The organism is Thalassospira sp. Z349TD_5 (assembly GCF_056173045.1).
Map to the genome: position 1 here is coordinate 3,981,475 of NZ_CM149654.1, position 22,247 is coordinate 4,003,721.

The window sequence follows — 22,247 nt, forward strand, 5'->3', positions numbered from 1 at the left end:
GCCTTTCTTTTGTCTTGCGTTGCGCTTTACATTGCGCTGCGGCATGATCCTCCTAAGTTAATAAGAGGCCCCAACGCCTCACCCTTAGGGAGAAGACATCATGCTGACAGGAAAACGCGCACTTGTAACCGGCTCCACCAGTGGCATCGGCCTTGCGATGGCAAAGGCACTTGCCGGTGCCGGGGCGGACATCATGCTCAATGGTTTTGGCGACAAGGACGAGATCGAGGCGACCCGAAAATCGCTTGAAACCGACTTTGGTGTGACCACCTATTACAATGGCGCGGATCTGTCCAAACCCGATCAAATCGAAGCAATGATGAAAGATGCCGCCGAAAAGTTTGGCGGCGGGGCGGACATCCTGATCAATAATGCCGGCATTCAGCACACCGATCTGATCGAAGATTTCCCGCCGGAAAAATGGGATGCGGTGATTGCGATCAACCTGACATCGGCCTTTCACACCACACGCTTTGCCCTGCCGTTTATGAAGCAAAAAGACTGGGGCCGGATCATCAATACCGCATCCGCCCATGGGCTTGTCGCATCCCCGCAAAAGGCGGCCTATGTCGCGGCCAAACACGGCATCATGGGCCTGACCAAGGTCACCGCCCTAGAAACAGCCCAAACCGGCATCACCGCAAATTCTATTTGTCCGGGCTGGGTACGCACCGAACTGGTCGAACGCCAGATCGAAGCCAAGGCCAAGGAAGGCGGCATTTCAATTGAACAAGCCGCCACCAACCTTGTCTCAGACAAACACCCGTCCAAAAAATTCGTCACCCCCGAACAGATCGGCAAAACCGCCCTGTTCCTGTGCTCGGACGCCGCCGATCAAATGACTGGCACGCACATGTCAGTCGATGGTGGCTGGACCGCACAGTAAACACTTCTCTCACGCTAGAACCAGAAAGCCCCGTTGGCAAGCAGCCATGGGGCTTTCTAAATTCATCAGCGCGTCCTACACCGAGCTAAGATCGCAATCACATGCAGGACGCTTGGCATTGGCAATACAATCGGACTTTTTCGAATAGCCCTGCGTCGATGCGCCGACAATTTCTCCATTCTTGGCCGTCCGACGCCAGCGCCAGCCATCCTTTGCCTCATAAACTTCCCAAAGATCGCCAAGGGAATCTTTGCAATTTGCCATATCTCACCTCGTTTGCTGCTTTGAAATTCCGCTCACAGGATGACGCGGAAACAGGCAACCTGTGACGCATAACCACGACTTATACCAAACGCAATTTTCATGGCCTGGGCGCCCTCGAATAGCACTCGTATCCACAAAAATGGAATTACCATAGATTGCAAAATAATATTGCTCGCATTATTATTAGGAAACACTTGGACGCACCAGACGTCAGCGGGGGAGACTACAAAGTTGCCAGAAGTACAAATTTGTTCACTTCAAGAGCTTTTAAACGCCTTGCGCGAAAATGCCGCTGACTATGAAAAACCGGTCTGGTATCGAGGGCAATCTGTTTCGGCCTGGACGCTTCTACCAGGATACTTAAGAGCCCCTCCCAGAATTTCAGAAACTTCAATGCTCATTCGCTTTCGCCAAAGCGCGGCAATGCTGCTAGCCAACACACCAACAACATCATTTGATTGGCTATTTCTCATGCAGCATTATGGGGTCCCAACTCGACTTCTTGACTGGAGCGAGAGCCCTTTAGTAGCACTGTATTTTTCAGTTTGCGACTCTGAGGATAACGATGAGGAAGATGCCGCTCTGTGGGCGCTAAAGCCTTGCGAACTGAACCAAGCAGCAAACATCAAGGCAACAGACGAAGAAACTTACATACCTTCTTTCGACGACACCGAACTAGACGGATGGTCGATCGAAAGCATCCGAAACACACGATTTGCCTTGAATCCCGTCGCTACGATTGCAACACGCAACAACCCAAGAATCCAGGCGCAATTAGGCGTCTTCACAATTCACCATCATGATCCGACTCCCATAGAAAATGTAGGCGATAAAACACACGTAACGAAGTACGTCATCCCAGGAAAGGCGAAGGAAACAATACGTGAAGAAATAAAAATACTTGGAATCAATAAATTCCAAATGTTTCCCGAGCTTTCAAGTGTTGGTGAGATAATAAAAGGCGGAATTTCATGAGCTTTATTGAGACATCAACACTTAAAAATAGCACAATCATGCTTCTTTACTCAGAAAAAGACCAAATAAAACTTGACCCTGATTATCAAAGGATGGGGGGAGTTTGGACAAAAGAAAAAAAACAACTTCTAATCGATTCAATACTGAATGACTACGACATACCAAAGATATACTTCCATTCAATTGACCACAAGTCATTCCAAAACACAGGAATGAAGTATGCTGTAATCGATGGAAGGCAAAGATTAGAGACTATTTGGGAATTTATTGAAGGTAAGTTCACCCTTTCCAAGTCTTTTGAGTTCCAGCGCGATGAAAATATAGACTTGTCAGGGCTCTCTTACGAAGATATCGCAAAACAATATCCGAGAATCCGGATCATTTTTGATTCCTTCGTGTTGCCGATTGTCACCGTTATCACTGAAGACAATGACTTAGACCTAATAGAAGATATGTTCTCTCGACTCAATGAAGCAGTCCCATTGAATGCCGCAGAGAAAAGAAATGCAATCGGCGGAAAACTCGTGGCTGAGATTAGCAATCTTTCAGAGCATGAGTTTTTTGTCCGGTGTGCAAAGTTCTCGAACAAACGCTTCCAGCACAAGGAAGTGTCGGCTCGCATGATATTGATTGAGCATTGCCTGGAACGAAAAACAAGATTGATTGATACGAAGAAAGTTTATTTAGACGATCTAGCTCATCGCTATCGAAACGAATGGGATGACGCTATGGCAAGTACTATTAACCACTGCTCAGAAACTCTTGATGATATGTCAAAAACCTTTTTGGAAAGAGATGAATTACTCGCTGCCCAAGGAAATATTGTTGTATATTACTTGGCTTTCCGAGCAGCAAAAATCATGGGCCAACTTCCGAGAATTACAAGACGGGCTCTATTAGACTTCAGAGAAAAACTGAAAATTAACCGCATTAATGCTGAAAAAGAATACGCAGATTCTTCCTATGATCTTCTTGAATATGACCGGCTAACTCAACAGGGTACAAACGACGCATCAAATATTAAAGAACGCTTGAGCATTCTTGCTAAGGAACTGGATATTGAAATCCCCGGCCAGATACTGTCCCCCAACAGCTAACCCAGATACCTTCCCAAATGCTCCACCAGCATTCTGATTTTGGGGCTGAGATGACGGTTGGTGGGGTAAAGCGCCCAGATGCCCTCGTCAGATGGCTGGTATTTGGTCAGGACCGGGACGAGGTCGCCGCTGGCGATCCAGGGATCGACGTAATAGTCAGGCAACTGCACGATCCCCATGCCTTTGCGGGCGGCATCAAGTAACGACTGCCCGCTATTGGCGTGGATGGAGCCATGAATGCGCACGGTGCGTTCGCGGCCATCTTCTTCAAAGCGCCAATAATCAAGGGTGCCGACAAGGCAGTTATGGTGGGCCAGTTCCGAAAGCGAATGGGGCTCGCCGCGTTTGGCGATATATTTGGGGGCGGCACAGGCATAAAGGCGGCGGGTGGAAAGTTGCTGGGTCATCAAACCGCCCGCCGAGCCATCAAGACGGCCAAGCCGGATCGCCATGTCGTAGCCTTCGAGCACCAGATCAAGTTTCTGGTTGGTAAACCGGCAGTGGACTTCAAGATCGGGATAGCGGGCGACGAAATCATTGACCAGCGGGGCAATCACGGTTTCGCCGTAGGTTGTCGGGGCGGTGATTTTAAGTTTGCCGCGCGGCACCTCGGTCAGATTGCCAATCGCGCGTGCGGCGTCCCCCAACCCATCGAGCAATTGTCGGCAATGCTGATAATAGATCACCCCGGCCTCGGTCGCGCTGACCTTGCGCGTGGTGCGGTAAAACAATTGCACGCCAAGCTTTTCTTCAAGCGCTGTGACCTGACGGCTGACCTGTGCGACGGAAATGCCAAGCTGTCTGGCCGCTGCGGTAAAGCTTTGGCGCTCAGACACGGCGATAAATTCGCTGATCCCGTCCCACGCATTCATCACCATATCCTTCGTCATTATTACGTGTTGGTAAAAGTAAATTACCAAATCACATGATTATCATTTTTGACGGAATAAATATACTGGTCGCATCCTTACATACAAGCCGGAGTACGATCATGAGTGCCGAGACCATTACCTGCAAAGCCGCCATTGCCTGGGAAGCAGGCAAACCGCTATCGATTGAAGAGGTTCAGGTTGCCCCGCCCAAGGCCGGCGAAGTGCGCATCAAGATCGTTGCGACCGGTGTGTGCCACACCGATGCCTTTACCCTGTCGGGTGACGACCCCGAGGGGATTTTCCCCGCCATCCTTGGCCATGAAGGCGGCGGCATTGTTGAGTCCATCGGCGAAGGTGTGACCAGTGTGGCCGTGGGCGATCACGTCATTCCGCTCTATACCCCGGAATGTGGCGAGTGCAAATTCTGCAAATCGGGCAAAACCAACCTGTGCCAGAAAATCCGCGCGACACAGGGCAAGGGCCTGATGCCTGATGGCACCACGCGCTTTTCCCAGAATGGCAAGCCGATCTATCATTATATGGGCTGCTCGACCTTCTCGGAATATTCGGTTCTGCCGGAAATCTCATTGGCGAAAATCAATAAAACCGCCCCGCTTGAAGAAGTCTGTTTGCTGGGGTGCGGTGTGACCACTGGCATGGGGGCCACAACCAATGCCGCCAAAGTACAAAAGGGTGATTCCGTTGCCGTCTTTGGCCTTGGCGGCATTGGTCTTTCGGCGATCATTGGCGCGCAGATGGCCGGTGCGGGCCGCATTGTTGCCATTGATATTAACGAGTCAAAGTTCGAGCTTGCCAAACAGCTGGGTGCGACCGATTGCATCAACCCGCAGAAATTCGACAAACCCATTCAGGAGGTCATTGTCGAGATGACCGATGGCGGCGTTGAATGGAGCTTTGAGTGCATTGGCAACGTCAATGTCATGCGTTCCGCCCTTGAATGCTGCCACAAAGGTTGGGGTGAATCGGTCATCATCGGTGTCGCCGGTGCCGGTCAGGAAATCTCGACCCGTCCGTTCCAGCTTGTGACCGGGCGCGTTTGGCGCGGCACCGCCTTTGGCGGGGTCAAGGGCCGTTCGCAGCTTCCTGATTATGTTGAACGCTATCTTGCCGGTGAGTTCAAACTGTCGGACTTCATCACCCACACCATGAAACTTGAAGACATCAACGAAGCGTTCGATTTGATGCATGAAGGTAAAAGCATCCGTTCGGTAATCCATTACTGATCAAATCAAAACATTTTGAATTATCACGCCAATGCCGGATTTAACCCCGGCATTGGCCGACGATCAAAAAGATCAGAGGAGCCCGAAATGGGTATTGAGAACGCGTCAAGCAACAAGGTCTATGGCGGCTGGCAAAAGCAATACACCCACCCGTCCAATGTTCTGGGCTGTGACATGCGCTTTGCCATTTTCCTGCCGCCACAGGCAGGTAATGGTACCAAGGTTCCGGTGATGTACTGGCTATCGGGTCTGACATGCACCGATGAAAACTTCATGCAAAAGGCCGGTGCGTTTCGTCTGGCCGCCGAACTTGGTATTGCGATTGTCGCACCGGACACCAGCCCGCGCGGCGATCATGTGCCCGATGACGAGAACGAGGCCTATGATTTTGGCAAGGGTGCCGGATTCTACGTCAATGCGACGCAGGAACCCTGGGCACGCAATTACCGCATGTATGACTATGTCACCAAGGAACTGCCAAGCCTGATCAAGGATCACTTCCCGGTCAGTGATGATGCGGTGATTTCCGGTCACTCGATGGGCGGTCACGGGGCATTGATGATTGCGCTGCGCAATCCCGGCACATTCAAATCTGTCACAGCCTTCTCGCCGATCTGCAATCCGATCAATTGCCCGTGGGGCCAAAAGGCGCTGGGCAATTACCTTGGTGATGACAAATCAGTTTGGAAAGCATGGGACAGTTCGGAACTGATGAAATCGGCAACAGCGCCAGATGCGCAAACGCCCGCCCTTGTCGACCAGGGCGATGCAGACGGCTTTTTGGCCGAGCAGCTTAAACCCGAAGTGCTTGAAGCCGCCGCCAAATCCTCAAGCTACCCGCTGACGGTGCGTATGCAGGATGGCTATGATCATAGCTATTACTTCATCTCAAGCTTCATCGAAGATCACATCCGCTTTCATGCCAAACATCTTGGGCTTAGCTAACAAAGCGGACTGATTTGACGAGATCCGCAGCAATGCGGTTCCCCGGCACGCCATCTCGCCCAAACCTTGGTGTGCCGGGGGCTTTCTTTTGCCCTGCGATCAAGATGCCGTTTCGTCAGGATCAAAGCTGCGTGCTTCAATCGCATCGGCCACATCATCGGCCATTTTAAGGGTGCGGATGATCAGGGGCACGACCATGGCAAGGATGGATTTATCCAGGCCCCGTGCGCGTTGGGCATCGCGGATTTCCGATGCCACGGTGGCAATCACCGGGATAAACCGCAGCACCATCGAAATCGCCAGACTGACCTTTTCCGGATTAACGCCAAGCGGACGCAACGGCCCCATGGCGCGTTCCAGTGATGCCAGCATGGCGGATGTTTTGGTGGTTAGTGTCACAAGGGACGCGAACAATACAATCGCAGCCACACGAGTAACGACAAGCAATCCCGCCTGCCAGTCATTGAGCCAAAGCTGCACGGCAAAAAATATCAAAAGCAGCCAGAAGATCGGCTTGATCTGCGCCCAGATGACAACCGGGCCAAATCCACACAGCGGGTAGAATGCCAGCACCGTTGCAAGGATAACTGTCACCACCGGCCAATCAGGGATCAGGAAGACGCCGGTACCAAGGGCAATCATCGCCAATATCTTGATCCCGGCACCTGCGCGGTGCAGCGGCGATGTGCCATCGATATAAAGCCCGGCGATCATGCCATCATCTCGCGGTATTTTGGCAAGGCGTTGGCGGGCGCATCATCAAGGGCGACCTTGCCCTGATCAAACACCAGTACCCGGTCATAATCGGCAATCAGATCAAGGTCATGCGACACCGTAATCACGGTTTGATCAAGCTTTGCGATGGCGCGTTCGACCCGATTGCGATTGCGCAGATCAAGCAAGGTGGTCGGCTCGTCAAAAATGACGTATCGCGGGTTCATCACCAGCACCCCGGAAATCGCCAGAAGCTGTTTCTGGCCGCCAGATAAAAGATGGCTTGGATGGGTTTTGAAATCCGTCAGGTCATAGCGTGCAAGGATTTCATCAATGCGGCAATGAACCTCGTCCTTGGGCAGTTTTAACGCCTTGAGACCAAAGGCGAGGTCTTCTTCAACCACCGGATAGACGATCTGGTTATCGGGATTTTGAAAGACAAATCCGACATGACGGCGCAGCTTGCGACCATCCTTGGCCGGATTGAAATCATCGACCGTTACCGTGCCGCTGGTCGCGGTTTGCAGCCCATTGAGCAAACGTACAAAGGTGCTTTTGCCCGAGCCATTTGCCCCGACAACCGCAATCCGCTTTTCAGTCAGGGTCAGCGAAATATCGTCAAGCACACGTCGCTGGTCAAACTGCACAGAGACATTTTCAAAACGGATCATAAGGGGGTATCCGTGGGTTTTAAGGGCATGGAAGGATGTAAATGAAGGGCGCCAAGCAAAGTCGCACATGGCGTTCCATGCGTGGCACCCATAAGACGTTAGCGCGCCTTGGAAATCAAGGGATAGGACCGCCGCACAGCAAGGCACGCCGCAACCGCAATCGCCACCTTGATCGCATCACCAATCAGGAACGGTGCCGCCCCGACTGTTGCCTGCCAATAGCTGATGTCGGCGGCAACCGCCACCCACGCATTGCCAATGGCATACAGCACGACGATCCCGCCGAACCCGATGGCAAGGGTGGCTTTGATCACCGTAAGGTCATTCCAGAAGTGTTCGATCAGAAGGCCAATGACAAAGGCCGAAATGGCCCAGCCAAAGATGAAGCCACCGGTCACCCCGATCATCACGCCAAAACCACCGCGCCCACCAGACAGCAACGGCAAACCAACCGCAACCAGCACAAGGAACAGCACGATCGACAGACCACCGCGCCGGGCACCCAAAATGGCCCCCGCCAGCATCGGGCCAAGCGACTGTGCGGTGACCGGAACGCCGGTCACCGGAAGGGTAAGTGGCGGAAATAGCCCCAGAACCGCAGTCAAAGCCGCAAACAGGGCGATATAAACAATATCCTTGGTATTCATGTAACGGTTCCCATTCCCGTTCTCGGGTCAGGACCCATTAAATTGTTTGAAATGGTCAATCAGGTTTGTGCGAATACGCGGAGCAAAAACAGCAGGAAGATATTTATCTTTCAATGTTTTACGACAAAGTAGCTCGTGTAAACCTGATTGACCCGAAGGACAGATGTTATATTTGCAAACTCCGGCGTTAAACCCCTTGGCCGGGATACCAACCCGCCCTACGGGCTTTTCCTTGGATTTCACAAATATAACATCTGCCATTCCAATCAATTTAATGGGTTCTGACCCTAGGCCGCCTTGCAATCAACCCCTTGCGCAAAACGACCTTTCGTTAACCGGTCCGCCCGACCGGCTCAACGGGCAATGGGATACCCGTAATTTTCCGCCCCGCCAAGCAAAATGACGCTTTATTCGAACATATGCCTTGGCTCATCTCGCAATAGATGCGCGATTTCAGAATGTTAGCCCTCATCACCTTCGACAAAGGTTTTAAGCCGCATCAAGGCAGAATCCCAACGCCCGGCAACCTGATCAAGATAGGCGCGCGCCTGTTTGAGCTGATCAGGGCAAAAGGCATAGTGGCTTTCGCGGCCCATCCGATGATTTTGCACAAGCCCGGCGGCCTCAAGCACGCGCAGGTGTTTGGTTACGGCCTGGCGGGTCATGTCGGCGTCATCAGACAGCACCGAAATTGAGCGCGGCTTGCCATCCGACAGCCGGTCAAAGAGGGCTAACCGTGTGGAATCACCCAAGGCGGCAAAAATGACGGAAAAATCACCGTCATTTTTGCCATTTGACTGATTATTTTCAGTTTTCGACATGTCTTTTGATGTTTTCCAACTGGAAGCCCCAGCCATGTGTGTTGGCGCGCAATGCTTCGGCAACCCGATGGGCGGGCAGATTGTCAAATCCGGTTTCACGCACCCGAACCGATGTCTGACCATCGCCTTCTTCAAGCCAGAATTCGACCAGTGTTTCGGGCTCCCCACTGTAATCGACGTCCGGGTCCACGGCATAGGGATGCCATGTATAGGCGAAATAGGCAGGTTCCTCCATCGCCTTGATGGTGGAATGCCACGGCACATGGGTGAAACCCTCAATCGTGATTTTGCCGGTCGAAACCTTGCCAACCTCAAACGGGGCATCAATCGCAAGACCAAACCACGTACCAAATTCGGTATGACTGGTCAAAGCGCGCCACACACGGGCACGTGACGCATTGATCTCGATAGATTTTTCAATCGTATTTGACATAACGCAACCTCCTGGTTGCATTTAAGGTGCCTGAGCATTTTTTATTATGCAACTAAAAAGTTGCCATTTTATTCTAAGCCCAAACCACAAACGCCCGACCATTGCTGGCCGGGCGATGTGTGCTCCCGTCATCCGCTTAAGAGTTGCGTCCATCTATCCCCATATCAGGACGCTGCGGATTGGCGGAGCCCCCCTGTCTCGATGATGAAATTCTTAACGTCTTCAAGGCCGTCCATCGCCTTAAGATTGGTAAACAGGAACGGACGCGACCCACGCATTTTCTTGGCATCGCGGTCCATGACGCCAAGGTCGGCACCCACCAATGGTGCCAGATCGGTTTTATTGATCACCAGCAAGTCAGACCGTGTAATGCCCGGACCACCCTTGCGCGGGATTTTGTCACCGGCTGAAACGTCGATAACGTAAATGGTGATGTCTGCCAATTCGGGGGAGAAGGTCGCCGACAAATTATCACCGCCCGATTCAATAAAGATCGCCTCAAGCCCGGCATGCTTGGCCGCCATGTCTTCGACTGCTGCCAGATTGATTGAGGCATCTTCGCGAATGGCGGTATGCGGACAGCCACCGGTTTCAACACCGGCAATGCGGTCCGCATCCAATGCGCCCGAACGGGTCATGAATTCGGCGTCTTCGCGGGTGTAAATATCGTTGGTGATCGCCGCGATGTTAAATTCATCACGCATGGCCTTGCACAGCCGTTCCAACAACGCGGTTTTACCGGACCCAACCGGGCCACCAATGCCGATACGAAGGGGTGAGCTCATGATCTAAATAACCTCGTATATTGGGTTTCGTGTTTCATCGATGTCCAGTCAACCATGGGGGCTGCCGCCCCCAGATCGGCCAAATCTGTTGCCATGGCATGATCCACGGCGATTGAGACGGCTTTATCAAGCGATGATAAGGACCGGACACCATCGGTCTGACCAAGCGGCACCAAACGCACAGCACTCGACACAAGGTTTGCCGCCATGGCATGTAAAAAGGCGGTAAGGGCTTCGTGCAACGGAACTTTGGCAACGGCGGCGGCAATTCCCACGGCCACCGGATAGGATGGCAGGCGATCGTTACCTCGCATTTTATCAGCCCAGCGGGTTAGCACCCCATCCCCCCAGACTTTTGATACGGTGGAGACAAAGGCACGCCCCTGTGCGGTTGCCTCAAGCGCCATTTCAGATGTGCCGCGCCAACAGTCCGCCTCAACCCCGATGTCAAACAAGGCATCTTCATCGCCCGTAAGGGCGGCCCGCCATGCGGCACAAAACAGCACCGCATCAATCCGCCCCGCGCCAAATTCCAAAACGCCCTCAACCCAGTTGATCAGGGTATCGGCCGAGCCAACCCGACCGTCCTCAACCGCATATTCTACACCATGCGAATAAGTATAGGACCCGACCGGAAAAGACGGGCTTAGCCACGTCATCAACCGCATCAGACCAACGGGATTGAGCGTCAGGTCATCCGTGGTCATGGGGGATTCCTGTGGCGTGGGCATGCTTGTGTTTCGGGTCATCATCCTGATCAAAGTGATCGTTGCCATGGCTGTGGCCATGCGCGCCGCCAAGCCCGTGATACGCGCCATTCAACGGATCAAACGGCGCGATTTCATGTTCCACCACACCACCAAGGCCAAGAATCATGTCGCGCATGACGTGATCGTCAATGATCCGCAAACGCCCATCATGCAAAACCTGAACCGGGGTATGACGATTGCCGATGTGCCATGCCAGTTTGGCCGTCGCAATCGGCCCGGCTGCTGTGATGGTCAGAACCGGTTCCTCGGCGGCGCGCACGACAATCACGCCGCCCTCAGCCAGACGCAAACGATCCCCATCGGCCAGCCGCACCGCATGCGGCAGATCAAGCAGGAACGCATCGCCTGCATCATCATGCAGGCGAATGCGCCGACGATGGCGGTCGGAAAACACCAAGGTCACCGTACCGCGCACTTCGGATGTATCGGCACGATCAACCGGGATATGTTCAATGGCATGACGCATGACGTTATCCATCCCAATCAGAACAGGAAATACCGCTGCGCCATCGGCACAGTATCGACCGGCTGACAGGTCAGAAGCTCGCCGTCGGCCTTGACCTGATAGGTTTCAGGATCAACTTCCATTTTCGGCAAGGCATCATTGAGCTTCATGTCTTTTTTGCCAATGTTGCGCGTGTTTGACACCGCCAAAAGCGACTTGGACAGGCCAAACTCGGCGGCAATACCGGCATCAATCCCGGCTTGCGACACGAACGAGAAGCTGGTTTTGGCAATCGCATTACCATAGGCGCCAAACATCGGGCGGTAATGCACCGGCTGCGGCGTCGGGATCGAGGCGTTCGGATCACCCATCGCAGCCGCCACAATCATCCCGGCCTTGATCACCATGTCGGGCTTCGTGCCAAAGAACATCGGTTTCCAAACCACCAAATCGGCGATCTTGCCAACTTCGACCGAACCGACATGCGACCCGACCCCTTGGGCAATCGCCGGGTTGATGGTGTATTTCGCGACATATCGTTTGGCCCGGAAATTGTCATTGCCAGCCCCGGCATCCTCGGGCAATGCACCGCGCTGCTTTTTCATTTTATCGGCGGTCTGCCAGGTGCGGGTGATGACCTCACCGACACGGCCCATCGCCTGACTGTCCGATGAGATGATCGAAAACGCGCCAAGATCATGCAGGATGTCTTCGGCGGCAATCGTTTCACGGCGAATGCGGCTTTCAGCAAACGCCACGTCTTCGGGAATTTTCGGATCAAGGTGATGGCAGACCATCAGCATATCGAGATGTTCGTCAATCGTATTGACCGTAAACGGCCGGGTCGGGTTGGTCGAACTTGGAATGACGTTGGCCTCCCCACACAGCTTGATAATGTCGGGCGCGTGGCCACCCCCGGCCCCTTCGGTGTGGAAGGTATGAATTGTGCGGCCCTTGAACGCGGCACGGGTATGTTCGACAAAGCCGCTTTCATTCAATGTATCAGTGTGGATCATCACCTGCACATCAAGGTCATCGGCGACCGACAGGCAATTATCAATGGCCGCGGGCGTCGTGCCCCAGTCTTCATGCAGCTTAAGCCCGCAGGCCCCGGCTTTGACCTGTTCAATCAGCGATCCCGGCAGGGTCGCATTGCCCTTGCCAAAGAACCCGATGTTCATCGGAATGCCGTCGGCAGCCTGAAGCATCCGGGCAATGTGCCACGGCCCCGGTGTGCAGGTCGTCGCATTGGTCCCCGCCGCCGGACCGGTCCCGCCGCCCAACATGCTGGTGACACCGGAATAAAGGGCATCTTCAACCTGTTGCGGGCAAATCCAGTGGATATGCGCATCAATGCCGCCTGCGGTAATGATGTTGCCTTCACCGGCGATAATTTCGGTGCCCGGACCAATGATGATATCAACACCGGGCTGGATATCGGGGTTTCCGGCCTTGCCCACGGCGGCAATGCGACCATCGCGAATACCGATATCGGCCTTGATGATACCAGTATAATCAAGGATCAGCGCATTGGTGATCACGGTATCAACCGCACCATCGGCACGGGTGACCTGTGACTGACCCATGCCATCACGGATGACTTTGCCGCCACCAAACTTTACTTCTTCGCCCAGTGTCGTGAAGTCCTTTTCGACTTCAATGATCAAATCAGTATCGGCCAGCCGGACCTTGTCGCCCACGGTCGGGCCGAACATTGCCGCATAGGACGGACGATCAATTTCGTATGCCATTTCTCGTTCCCCCGCTTAAAGCTTGCCGTTGATTTTGGCGTTAAAACCGTAAACCGTGCCGGTCCCGGCGTATTTGACCAGATTGACCTCGCGCGATTGGCCCGGTTCGAACCGCACCGCACTGCCCGCAGGAATATCAAGGCGGAAGCCGCGCGCCGCATCCCGATCAAAATCAAGGCCCGGATTGGTTTCATAAAAATGATAGTGCGAGCCAACCTGCACCGGACGATCGCCCGTATTGGCGACCGTGATGGTTTTGGTTTCACGACCCTCATTTAAAATCAGGTTGCCTTCTTTGGTAATGATTTCACCTGGAATCATAATCATAAGCCCCCTTAACGGATCGGTTCGTGAACGGTGACAAGCTTGGTTCCATCGGGGAACGTTGCTTCGACCTGAATGTCGTGGATCATTTCGGCAATGCCATCCATCACCTGATCGCGTTTGATCACGGTGGCCCCGTCGCGCATCAAATCGGCAACCGACCGACCATCGCGCGCGCCCTCGACAACGTAATCAGTGATGATTGCGATGGCTTCGGGATGGTTAAGCTTTACACCGCGTGCAAGGCGATTGCGCGCCACCATGGCGGCAACCGAAATCAGCAGTTTGTCCTTTTCGCGTGGCGTCAAATTCATGCCTGCTTCCTCCTTGGATCCACCATTTTAAATCTCCCACAAACGCGGCAAGCGTTCGGGAAGCCCCCGTGTTTTATGGCGGAACTGTTTCCACCATGCGCCGTAGACCCGGCGCAATTTCATCGGATCACGCGCCATAAAGCGCGCAATCACAATTCCCTTCATCGCGGTTGCCGCACACAGAACGGCCGCGTCATCCAGACCGTCACACGCCTGTGTTAAACATACCCGCGCATTATCCAACTGATCCTCGGCACCGTGACCGACCAAAATGGCGGTCGCCGCGGCGCGCGCGCCATCAAATGCCGCCGCGTGATCGAGCATGCGCAACACATCACCTTCAAGATGCAGCGCATCACGCCAGACCGGCCGCCCGTCAATCGACACATCCCATGCATCGCGGGCAAGTCCTGTGGTAAATACTTCGCCGCGTGCAAGACGGCCAAACACCATCATTTCACCGGCCATGACCATGCCCGTTCCGGTCACAGCCACGGTTGTTTTCCGCCGCAAGCGCGCCTGATCAAACAGGATGGTTTCATGGGGCAACCATTCCAGCCAGCCACCATCGCCAACGCCCAGATCAACCGACATTTCACAATCAAGCCCAGCAGACCGATAAATCTTTTCCGCCGCTTGGGCTGTAAACAGCGCAGACGCACCGTCTGAAACGCGACCTTCAAACGCCAGCTTATCGCCACCAACCATGCCACCCGATGTGGTGACCAACACAGCCGTGGTCAGATCCCCCGCCACAGGGCGCGGAAACAGGATTTTCATCGGATCGCGGTAATACAGATGATCAAGTGCCGCATGCCCGCGCTGATGGGTCGGGCCGGTTCCCGTTCGGAACGTCACCTCGGCGCGGCCATCTGTTTTGATGCGCGCGTTCTCTGCGGTCAGTCCAGTATCCGCGTTTTGAGGTGCGGAGATCGGGGTTTCGAGTTTGCGAAGTTGCACAAGGCCACCTGATGATTTGGTTCTTTACGTGAACCTGATACCGTTTTCCGGCAATTCCATCGGCCATAACAGCAAGATGCGGGCCAACCAGACGATCCATCGCAACCGACGGATTTCCGGCCCCGTTTAAGCGCGCAAATCACCCCAAACCTGCGCAAATTTTCGGCAAATGCTGATCAAACAGTCAGATAGGCCCGGACTTTTTCACGATCCAGCGTGTCCTTTGATCCGGACAAAACCACCTCGCCACGTTCCAGCACGACAATCTCGTCGGCCAGTTCATGGGCAAATTCAAAATATTGCTCGACCAGAAGGATCGCCATATCGCCACGATCCGCGAGTTGTTTGATCACGCGCTGGATGTCCTTGATGATCGATGGCTGGATACCCTCGGTCGGTTCATCGAGCACAAGCAATCTGGGCCGGGTGACAAGGGCGCGCCCAATGGCAAGCTGCTGTTGCTGCCCACCCGAAAGATCGCCACCGCGACGACCCAGCATGTCACGCAGGACCGGGAACAGTTCGAAAATCTCATCGGGGATATGGCGCATGGCACGCGGCAAGGCGGCAAACCCGGTTTCAAGATTTTCTTTTACGGTCAAAAGCGGGAAAATCTCACGCCCCTGCGGGACAATGGCGATCCCATTGACCGAGCGCCGCCACGATGGATCGCGCGAGATATCCTTGCCTTCCCATTTGATGTTGCCATCCGCAATCGGATGCTGACCAACGACCGCGCGCATCAGGGATGTTTTACCCACCCCATTACGACCAAGCACGGCAGTGACTTTGCCCGTGCTTGCACTCAGCGACACTTTGCGCAGGGCATGGGACGCACCATAGAACAGATCAATATTACTGACATCGAGCATGCTTTGGTGCCTCCCTCAACGGCCGAGATAAACTTCAATGACCCGTGGGTCTTTTTGAACATGATCAAGACGGCCTTCGGCCAGCACCGATCCTTCGTGCAGCACAGTCACCTTGCAATCAAGGTCACGGACAAATTCCATGTCGTGCTCGACCACCACCACCGAATATTCCTTTGCAATTGTGCGCAAAAGCTTGGCGGTTTCTTCGGTTTCAGAATCGGTCATACCGGCAACCGGCTCATCGACCAAAAGAAGTTCGGGTTCCTGCATCAACAGCATCCCGATCTCCAGCCACTGTTTCTGCCCATGCGACAGGTTGGCCGCCAGCTCATCGCGCTTTTCATCAAGCATAATGGTGATCAGCGTTTTTTCGATCTTGATCTTTTCGGCACTCGAAAGACGATGGAACAGGGCCTTAAACACCCCACGCCCGCCCGAACAGGCAAGCAGGAGGTTGTCAAACACCGTATGGCTTTCAAATACGGTCGGTTTCTGGAACTTGCGGCCAATGCCAAGATTGGCGATATCGGCCTCGTCCAGCTTGGTCAGGTCGGTTTCGCTTTTAAACAAAACGTCCCCGGTATCAGGCCGGGTTTTACCGGTGATGATATCCATCATCGTGGTTTTACCCGCCCCGTTCGGGCCAATGATGGCGCGCAGTTCGCCCGGCTCGACATAAAAGGACAGGTTATTGAGCGCACGGAAACCGTCAAAGGTCACCGACACCCCATCGACATAGAGAATGGTTTCAGCACGGGCACTTTTAACCTGCGCGTCTGGTTTGATGTCCATGGCTTCGCTCATGCTTTGCCTCCTGCACTCAGGCGTTTTCGCATTGACGATAGGATTGATTGCCTGTCAGACGCGCCAAATGCCGGAACCGCGCCGATCACGCCTTTGGGCAGAAGCAAGGTCACCGCAATGAACAGCCCGCCAAGGAAGAACAGCCAGAAGTCCGGCATTACCCCGGTAAAGAAGGTCTTGGCATAATTGACGATGAACGCGCCAAGCACCGCCCCATAAAGCGTGCCACGCCCGCCAACCGCGACCCAGATGACGATTTCAATCGAAAGGGCCGGGGCAAATTCGCCCGGATTGATGATCCCGACCTGCGGCACATAAAGCGCACCGGCAATTCCGGCCATCACCGCCGAAATGGTAAAGACAAACAGCTTGTAATATTCAACCCGGTAGCCGGTAAACCGCACCCGGCTTTCGGCATCACGAATTGCGATTAAAACTTTGCCAAGGCGTGACTGGGTAATGCCCCGCGCCACGATGTAACAAATGCCAAGAAACACACAGGACGCGACAAACAGCCCGGCCCTTGTGCCATCCGATTGCAATGAATAGCCCAGCAGATCCTTGAAATCGGTCAGGCCGTTATTTCCGCCAAATCCCATATCGTTGCGGAAAAACGCCAGCAACAGCGCATAGGTCATCGCCTGTGTAATGATCGAAAGATAAACCCCCGTCACACGTGATCTGAACGCCAGGAACCCAAACACAAAGGCCAGCAATCCCGGCACAAACATCGCCATGACAATGGCAAACCAGAACATGTCAAAGCCGTACCAGTACCACGGCAATTCGGTCCAGTTGAGGAACACCATGAAATCGGGCAATTCCGGGTTGCCATAAACCCCGCGATCACCGATCTGGCGCATCAGGTACATGCCCATGGCATAGCCGCCCAGCGCAAAGAACGCCCCATGACCCAACGACAAAATCCCGCAGAAGCCCCAGATCAAATCAACACTAAGTGCCAACAGCGCATAGCACAGATATTTACCCAAAAGGCTCAGCATCCATGTCGGCACGTGGAAGGACGAAGTTTCAGGCACCAACAGGTTTCCAATCGGCACCAGAATCGCTGCGGCAATCAGGATCGTGAGCAAAATCATGCCCCCGCGATCCTTAAGCAACCAGCCCACGACCGGCGTCATTTGATATTTTTGACTGTAATCGGTCATGGATCAGGCCTCCACCGCGCGGCCCTTAAGGGCAAAGAGCCCCTTGGGTCGTTTCTGGATGAACAGGATCAGCGCAATCAGCACAAAGATTTTGGCCAAAACTGCACCGGCAAATGGTTCAAGGAACTTATTGACGATGCCAAGGCTGAACGCGCCCAGAACCGTGCCCCAAAGGTTTCCCACCCCGCCAAACACAACCACCATGAAACTGTCGATGATATAGGTCTGACCAAGGTTCGGACTGACGTTTGAAATCTGGCTCAGCGCCACCCCGGCAATCCCGGCGATCCCCGATCCCAACCCAAAGGTCAACGCATCGACATAGCCCGTACGTATGCCAACCGACCCGGCCATGCGGCGGTTCTGGGTGACGGCGCGCATCTGAAGACCAAAGGCGGTATAGCGCAGAACGCAAGCGATCCCGGCAACCACAATCAGGCTGAACAAAATGATCCACAGCCGGTTATATGTCAGGACCAGACCAGTCGAAAATTCAATCGCACCACTCATGAAATCGGGCGCTGTCACCTGTTGGTTGGTGGCCCCGAAAATCGTTCTGGTCGCTTGCTGCAACACCAGACTGACACCCCATGTCGCGAGAAGGGTTTCAAGTGGCCGACCGTACAAAAAACGAATAACGCAGCGTTCAATAACAACGCCGATCATCCCGGCCACCAAAAACGCGGCAGGCACGGCAATGATCAAAGACCACGGCGAACCAGACGGCAGAACCGAACTTAAAATTTGCTGCACGACAAAGGTGGTATAGGCGCCGATCATGATCATTTCGCCGTGGGCCATGTTAATGACCCCCATCACGCCAAAGGTGATGGCAAGCCCGACGGCCGCCAGCAACAAAACAGAGCCCAGACTGATCCCGCGATAAACATCGCCAAGTGTTTGCCAGTTTGAAAGACGGCCTTCGACATCGTCCAATGCATCCTGCGCGGCGGCAACGACCTCGGGTTCAATCCCCTCGGCCTCGGCACTGGCAACAAATTGCGACAGAACCGCGCGAATTTGCGGGGTGGTTTCACTGGCCAGAACGTCGATGGCAGCCAACCGTTCCTCGGCATTTTCACCTGCGGCCAGAGCCATGGTCGCGCGCGCCAAATTCATCCGCGCCAGAAGCGTTTCATCGTCTTCGCGCTCAATCGCACGTAAAAGCAACGGCAACATCGCCGGATCACGGGCATCCATGATCTGCTCTACGGCAGCGGTTCGCACGGCATGGTCGGGACTAAACAGGTTCAGGGTTGCCAGCGCATCGCGAAGCGCCCCGCGCAGCCGGTTGTTGACCTTGATTTTATCAAGTTCCTTGGATGAACTTTCCCCGGCTTCTTCACCACTGATGATGTCAATATGGGTATAGACCTTGCCCTTTTTGGTCGCGATCACGACATGCTCGTCGCTGTCACGGACATAAAGGTCACCTTCGAGCATCGCCTTAAGGATTGGCGCGACGCGCGGATCGCCGTCTGCGGCCATTTCTTCGATGATGGCAACCTGTTTGGTCGAACTTTTGTCATTGAGTTGTTCGGCAATATTGCGCAGTTCCTCGTCGCTAAAAGCCTGCGCAACATTGGGGGAAACCACAGCAAACATCATCAAACAGGCAACCATACCGCAAATCCGGACGGCAAACCGGCGCGTCTGCGTGGTGGAAAACGGGGAACGGCGCAGCACTGAAAACATGTCATTGCGCATGATCACCAAACCTTTGTATTCAATATGGAAAATGGAAAAAAGAATAGAACAGACGATGGCGGCACCTTGGCCTACCTGACAGCGAACAGGCCGGTCGCGTTCCCACGACCGGCCCGCCCAGCACCGATTAGTACATCGGTTTTTCACAGTTGCCGCAGACCCAAGGATAGGTCCAGTCGGCGGTCAGTTTTGCGCTTTCTGGCAGGAAGTCCGACCATGCATCGCCAACGACCGTACCTTCGGTTTCCCAAACGGTGTCAAACTGGCCATCGTCCTGTACTTCACCGATCAGAACCGGCTTGGACAGGTGATGGTTGGTGTTCATGACAGCCATCCCACCAGTCAGGTTTGCAACTTCCTGGCCGTACATGGCCTGACGCACCGCATCAACATCGGTGGTGCCAGCCTGCTCAACAGCCTGTTTCCACATGTTAAAGCCGATGTAGGTTGCTTCCATCGGATCGTTGGTGACACGTGCGTCATCACCAATGAAGGCATGCCATTTTTCGATAAATGCCGTGTTGGCATCAGACTCAACCGACTGGAAGTAGTTCCATGCAGCAAGGTGACCAACGAGCGGCTTGGTATCAATACCAGCAAGCTCTTCTTCACCGACCGAGAAGGCAACAACCGGAATGTCTTCGGCTTTGATGCCCTGATTGGCGAGTTCCTTGTAGAATGGAACGTTCGCATCACCGTTAATGGTCGAAACCACGGCGGTTTTCTTACCGGCGGATGCGAATGCTTTTACATCCGCAACAATCGACTGCCAGTCCGAGTGGCCAAACGGGGTGTAGTTCTCCATGATGTCTTCATCAGAGATACCCTTACCGTTCAGGTAAGACCGCAGGATTTTGTTGGTGGTACGCGGATAAACGTAATCGGTACCCAGCAGAACAATACGTTCTGCAGAACCGCCGTCTTCGCTCATCAGGTAATCAACAGCAGGAATGGCCTGCTGGTTTGGCGCGGCACCGGTATAAAATACGTTGCGCGAGCTCTCTTCGCCTTCGTACTGAACCGGATAGAACAGCATGCTGTTGAGTTCTTCAAACACCGGCAGAACCGATTTACGCGAAACCGAGGTCCAGCAGCCAAAAACAACATCGACCTTATCTTTTTCGATGAGTTCGCGGGCTTTTTCAGCGAAAAGCGGCCAGTCGGATGCCGGGTCAACGACCACAGCCTCGACCTGCTTACCAAGCAAACCACCATTTTTGTTCAGATCATCCACCAGCATCAGGACAGTATCCTTGAGCGTGGTTTCAGAAATCGCCATCGTCCCCGAAAGAGAATGCAGCACACCTACCTTAATGGTATCTGCTGCTTGTGCGGCTGACATGGTCATAACAGACAATGCCAAGGCCCCAGCGCCCATGAGCGCTTGAAGCTTCTTATTCATTTATAGCCTCCACTGCGAGTTTATTGCACCGCAGTGGTACTAGCTAAAACCGTGCCAGAATCACCCTCTTATGGAATAAAATCAAGAATCGAGGGATTCCCACGCAATATCCAACTATTTCACATCGCAGTTTCGGGAAATATTTGCGTGGACCACATTTTATCTGACCATTTTTCAATCATAGATTAAAATTTGATTATTTTTTAATCACATTGACGGGCCTGCCACCAGCCCCTATTTCAAGGGCGGAAGTTTCGCCACCGCTTGCGGTTATTGCACCACAATCCCGCCTTGCCATTGGCGGCTTCTCGCCCTGCGGGTTCACCCGCAGGGCGTTATCCGTTCAACGTCAAAATCATTCCGCCGCCAGAAGATGATCTTCGGGGGCGATTGACGCAATCACGGTTCGGATTTGATCACGCAACCAAACCAGCCCAACATCCTTGTCGGTCCAGACCGCCCAGTTCATCGTCACCGGTGGAAATCCGACTTCAATTGGCATCTGGCAAAAGCTCAACCCAAATAACGGGGCATACTGGGTGGCAATACGGCACGGAACCGTTGCGATAATCGGTGCATTGCGCGCAGCAGCCAAAAGCGGCATGAAATCAGGGGCCGCCATGACGACGTTCAAATTGATCCCCAACCCCTGCAACGCATCGCCGACACATCCCGCAACGTTACCTGTCTGCGACAACACCGCGTGGCGTGACGCCAGATAATCCTCACGCGATAAAGGGCGGCTCAGCTTAAGGAGATTGGGATTAAAGCAGCACGCCACCTCGGACTTAAAGAGTACCTCGCCGAAATAGCCTGATTGCAACGGGCTTTTACATCCGATTGCCAAATCGATCTCGCCATTATTGATCATCGGATCAACGCTGTCGGTGGTGATCGTGCGGCTTAACAGCTTAGTTCCGGGTGCATGTATTTGCAAATGACGCAGCAACACCGGAAGCAGGATCATTTCCATTTCACCGGTCACCCCCAACCGAAAAACGCGTTCCGCCGTTGCCGGATCGAACCGGTCCGTTGCCTGAAGCGCATTTTGCGCCTGTGACAAGGCGGTACGCACGGGCCCGGCCAATGCACGGGCCTTGGCAGTTGGTTGCATTTTCTGCCCGACCCGCACAAACAAATCGTCCTGCAACAACACGCGCAGTGTTGATAAATTGTGACTCATGGCCGATTGACCAATACGCAATTTCTCCGCGGATTTGGTCACGCTAAGCTCTTGCATCATTGCGTCAAACGCAACCATGAGGTTGAGATCGAATGACCGTAAATTGAAATGATCAATATTATCCATGACCCGCATCGATTTGATTACTGATGAAATGGACTATACATTTTGCCCATAAACTTACAACCCGCC

At 53.6% G+C, this 22,247-nt stretch carries 25 protein-coding genes; 5 read left to right on the forward strand and 20 right to left on the reverse strand.

Features of this window, described 5'->3' with window-relative positions:
* Positions 1–100: 100 nt before the first annotated feature.
* The gene (locus AC0VXT_RS18240) at positions 101–886 is read left to right on the forward strand and encodes a 3-hydroxybutyrate dehydrogenase (RefSeq protein WP_475546547.1); all 786 of its coding nucleotides are present in this window, start codon (positions 101–103) and stop codon (positions 884–886) included.
* Positions 887–961: 75 nt separating this feature from the next.
* Here the strand turns inward: AC0VXT_RS18240 and AC0VXT_RS18245 are convergent, their stop codons facing one another.
* Complete coding sequence (locus tag AC0VXT_RS18245) at positions 962–1,150, reverse strand: YegP family protein (RefSeq protein WP_475546548.1); 189 nt, start codon at positions 1,148–1,150, stop codon at positions 962–964.
* A 231-nt stretch (positions 1,151–1,381) separates the two neighbouring features.
* Here AC0VXT_RS18245 and AC0VXT_RS18250 point away from each other — a divergent pair, with 231 nt between their 5' ends.
* On the forward strand, positions 1,382–2,125 hold the full coding sequence (locus tag AC0VXT_RS18250; protein ID WP_475546549.1) for an FRG domain-containing protein: 744 nt from the start codon (positions 1,382–1,384) through the stop codon (positions 2,123–2,125).
* Positions 2,122–3,222 carry a GmrSD restriction endonuclease domain-containing protein gene (locus tag AC0VXT_RS18255; protein WP_475546550.1) on the forward strand — a complete coding sequence of 367 codons (1,101 nt, stop codon included), beginning with the start codon at positions 2,122–2,124 and terminating at the stop codon, positions 3,220–3,222. The genes AC0VXT_RS18250 and AC0VXT_RS18255 overlap by 4 nt, the downstream gene beginning before the upstream one ends.
* Here the strand turns inward: AC0VXT_RS18255 and AC0VXT_RS18260 are convergent.
* Complete coding sequence (locus AC0VXT_RS18260) at positions 3,219–4,112, reverse strand: LysR substrate-binding domain-containing protein (protein WP_475546551.1); 894 nt, start codon at positions 4,110–4,112, stop codon at positions 3,219–3,221. The two genes, AC0VXT_RS18255 and AC0VXT_RS18260, sit on opposite strands and share 4 nt — an antisense overlap.
* A 101-nt stretch (positions 4,113–4,213) precedes the next feature.
* Between AC0VXT_RS18260 and AC0VXT_RS18265 the strand changes: the two genes are divergently transcribed.
* Positions 4,214–5,338 (forward strand): S-(hydroxymethyl)glutathione dehydrogenase/class III alcohol dehydrogenase, encoded by a 1,125-nt coding sequence (locus AC0VXT_RS18265; protein WP_475546552.1) that lies wholly within the window; start codon positions 4,214–4,216, stop codon positions 5,336–5,338.
* A gap of 87 nt (positions 5,339–5,425) precedes the next feature.
* A complete protein-coding gene (fghA, locus tag AC0VXT_RS18270) occupies positions 5,426–6,283 on the forward strand; it encodes an S-formylglutathione hydrolase (RefSeq protein ID WP_022732577.1) in 858 nt (285 codons plus the stop codon).
* A 99-nt stretch (positions 6,284–6,382) separates the two neighbouring features.
* Here fghA and AC0VXT_RS18275 read toward each other — a convergent pair whose 3' ends face one another.
* The 18 genes from AC0VXT_RS18275 to AC0VXT_RS18360 all read right to left on the reverse strand — a co-directional run bounded on the left by AC0VXT_RS18275 (position 6,383) and on the right by AC0VXT_RS18360 (position 22,181).
* On the reverse strand, positions 6,383–6,997 hold the full coding sequence (locus AC0VXT_RS18275; RefSeq protein WP_475546553.1) for an energy-coupling factor transporter transmembrane component T family protein: 615 nt from the start codon (positions 6,995–6,997) through the stop codon (positions 6,383–6,385).
* Positions 6,994–7,668, reverse strand: a complete 675-nt coding sequence (locus tag AC0VXT_RS18280; protein WP_475546554.1) for an energy-coupling factor ABC transporter ATP-binding protein — start codon at positions 7,666–7,668, stop codon at positions 6,994–6,996. Before AC0VXT_RS18280 ends, AC0VXT_RS18275 begins: the two co-directional genes overlap by 4 nt.
* 98 nt (positions 7,669–7,766) lie before the next feature.
* Positions 7,767–8,315, reverse strand: a complete 549-nt coding sequence (locus AC0VXT_RS18285; protein ID WP_022732580.1) for a biotin transporter BioY — start codon at positions 8,313–8,315, stop codon at positions 7,767–7,769.
* Positions 8,316–8,776: 461 nt separating this feature from the next.
* On the reverse strand, positions 8,777–9,136 hold the full coding sequence (locus AC0VXT_RS18290; RefSeq protein ID WP_475546555.1) for an ArsR/SmtB family transcription factor: 360 nt from the start codon (positions 9,134–9,136) through the stop codon (positions 8,777–8,779).
* Positions 9,123–9,569 carry an SRPBCC family protein gene (locus AC0VXT_RS18295; protein ID WP_475546556.1) on the reverse strand — a complete coding sequence of 149 codons (447 nt, stop codon included), beginning with the start codon at positions 9,567–9,569 and terminating at the stop codon, positions 9,123–9,125. Before AC0VXT_RS18295 ends, AC0VXT_RS18290 begins: the two co-directional genes overlap by 14 nt.
* 164 nt (positions 9,570–9,733) lie before the next feature.
* A complete protein-coding gene (gene ureG / locus AC0VXT_RS18300) occupies positions 9,734–10,354 on the reverse strand; it encodes an urease accessory protein UreG (RefSeq protein WP_022732583.1) in 621 nt (206 codons plus the stop codon).
* Entirely contained in the window at positions 10,351–11,061 is a 711-nt protein-coding gene (locus AC0VXT_RS18305; RefSeq protein WP_475546557.1) for an urease accessory protein UreF, read from the reverse strand. Before AC0VXT_RS18305 ends, ureG begins: the two co-directional genes overlap by 4 nt.
* The gene (locus tag AC0VXT_RS18310; protein WP_475546558.1) at positions 11,048–11,590 is read right to left on the reverse strand and encodes an urease accessory protein UreE; all 543 of its coding nucleotides are present in this window, start codon (positions 11,588–11,590) and stop codon (positions 11,048–11,050) included. The genes AC0VXT_RS18305 and AC0VXT_RS18310 overlap by 14 nt, the downstream gene beginning before the upstream one ends.
* A gap of 17 nt (positions 11,591–11,607) precedes the next feature.
* Positions 11,608–13,320, reverse strand: a complete 1,713-nt coding sequence (gene ureC / locus AC0VXT_RS18315) for an urease subunit alpha (RefSeq protein ID WP_475546559.1) — start codon at positions 13,318–13,320, stop codon at positions 11,608–11,610.
* Positions 13,321–13,335: 15 nt separating this feature from the next.
* The gene (locus tag AC0VXT_RS18320) at positions 13,336–13,641 is read right to left on the reverse strand and encodes an urease subunit beta (protein WP_475548596.1); all 306 of its coding nucleotides are present in this window, start codon (positions 13,639–13,641) and stop codon (positions 13,336–13,338) included.
* A 14-nt stretch (positions 13,642–13,655) separates the two neighbouring features.
* Positions 13,656–13,958 (reverse strand): urease subunit gamma, encoded by a 303-nt coding sequence (locus tag AC0VXT_RS18325; protein WP_022732588.1) that lies wholly within the window; start codon positions 13,956–13,958, stop codon positions 13,656–13,658.
* Positions 13,959–13,985: 27 nt separating this feature from the next.
* The gene (locus tag AC0VXT_RS18330; protein ID WP_475546560.1) at positions 13,986–14,918 is read right to left on the reverse strand and encodes an urease accessory protein UreD; all 933 of its coding nucleotides are present in this window, start codon (positions 14,916–14,918) and stop codon (positions 13,986–13,988) included.
* Positions 14,919–15,094: 176 nt separating this feature from the next.
* Positions 15,095–15,790: an urea ABC transporter ATP-binding subunit UrtE gene (gene urtE / locus AC0VXT_RS18335; RefSeq protein WP_022732590.1), complete on the reverse strand. Its 696-nt coding sequence runs from the start codon at positions 15,788–15,790 to the stop codon at positions 15,095–15,097.
* 15 nt (positions 15,791–15,805) lie between these two features.
* Positions 15,806–16,594 carry an urea ABC transporter ATP-binding protein UrtD gene (gene urtD / locus AC0VXT_RS18340; protein ID WP_022732591.1) on the reverse strand — a complete coding sequence of 263 codons (789 nt, stop codon included), beginning with the start codon at positions 16,592–16,594 and terminating at the stop codon, positions 15,806–15,808.
* Positions 16,591–17,763, reverse strand: a complete 1,173-nt coding sequence (gene urtC, locus AC0VXT_RS18345) for an urea ABC transporter permease subunit UrtC (protein ID WP_475546561.1) — start codon at positions 17,761–17,763, stop codon at positions 16,591–16,593. Before urtC ends, urtD begins: the two co-directional genes overlap by 4 nt.
* 3 nt (positions 17,764–17,766) lie before the next feature.
* Complete coding sequence (gene urtB, locus AC0VXT_RS18350) at positions 17,767–19,470, reverse strand: urea ABC transporter permease subunit UrtB (protein ID WP_475546562.1); 1,704 nt, start codon at positions 19,468–19,470, stop codon at positions 17,767–17,769.
* 127 nt (positions 19,471–19,597) lie between these two features.
* Positions 19,598–20,872: an urea ABC transporter substrate-binding protein gene (gene urtA, locus AC0VXT_RS18355; RefSeq protein WP_022732594.1), complete on the reverse strand. Its 1,275-nt coding sequence runs from the start codon at positions 20,870–20,872 to the stop codon at positions 19,598–19,600.
* Between the two features lie 355 nt (positions 20,873–21,227).
* Positions 21,228–22,181 (reverse strand): LysR family transcriptional regulator, encoded by a 954-nt coding sequence (locus AC0VXT_RS18360; RefSeq protein WP_475546563.1) that lies wholly within the window; start codon positions 22,179–22,181, stop codon positions 21,228–21,230.
* Positions 22,182–22,247: the final 66 nt, after the last annotated feature.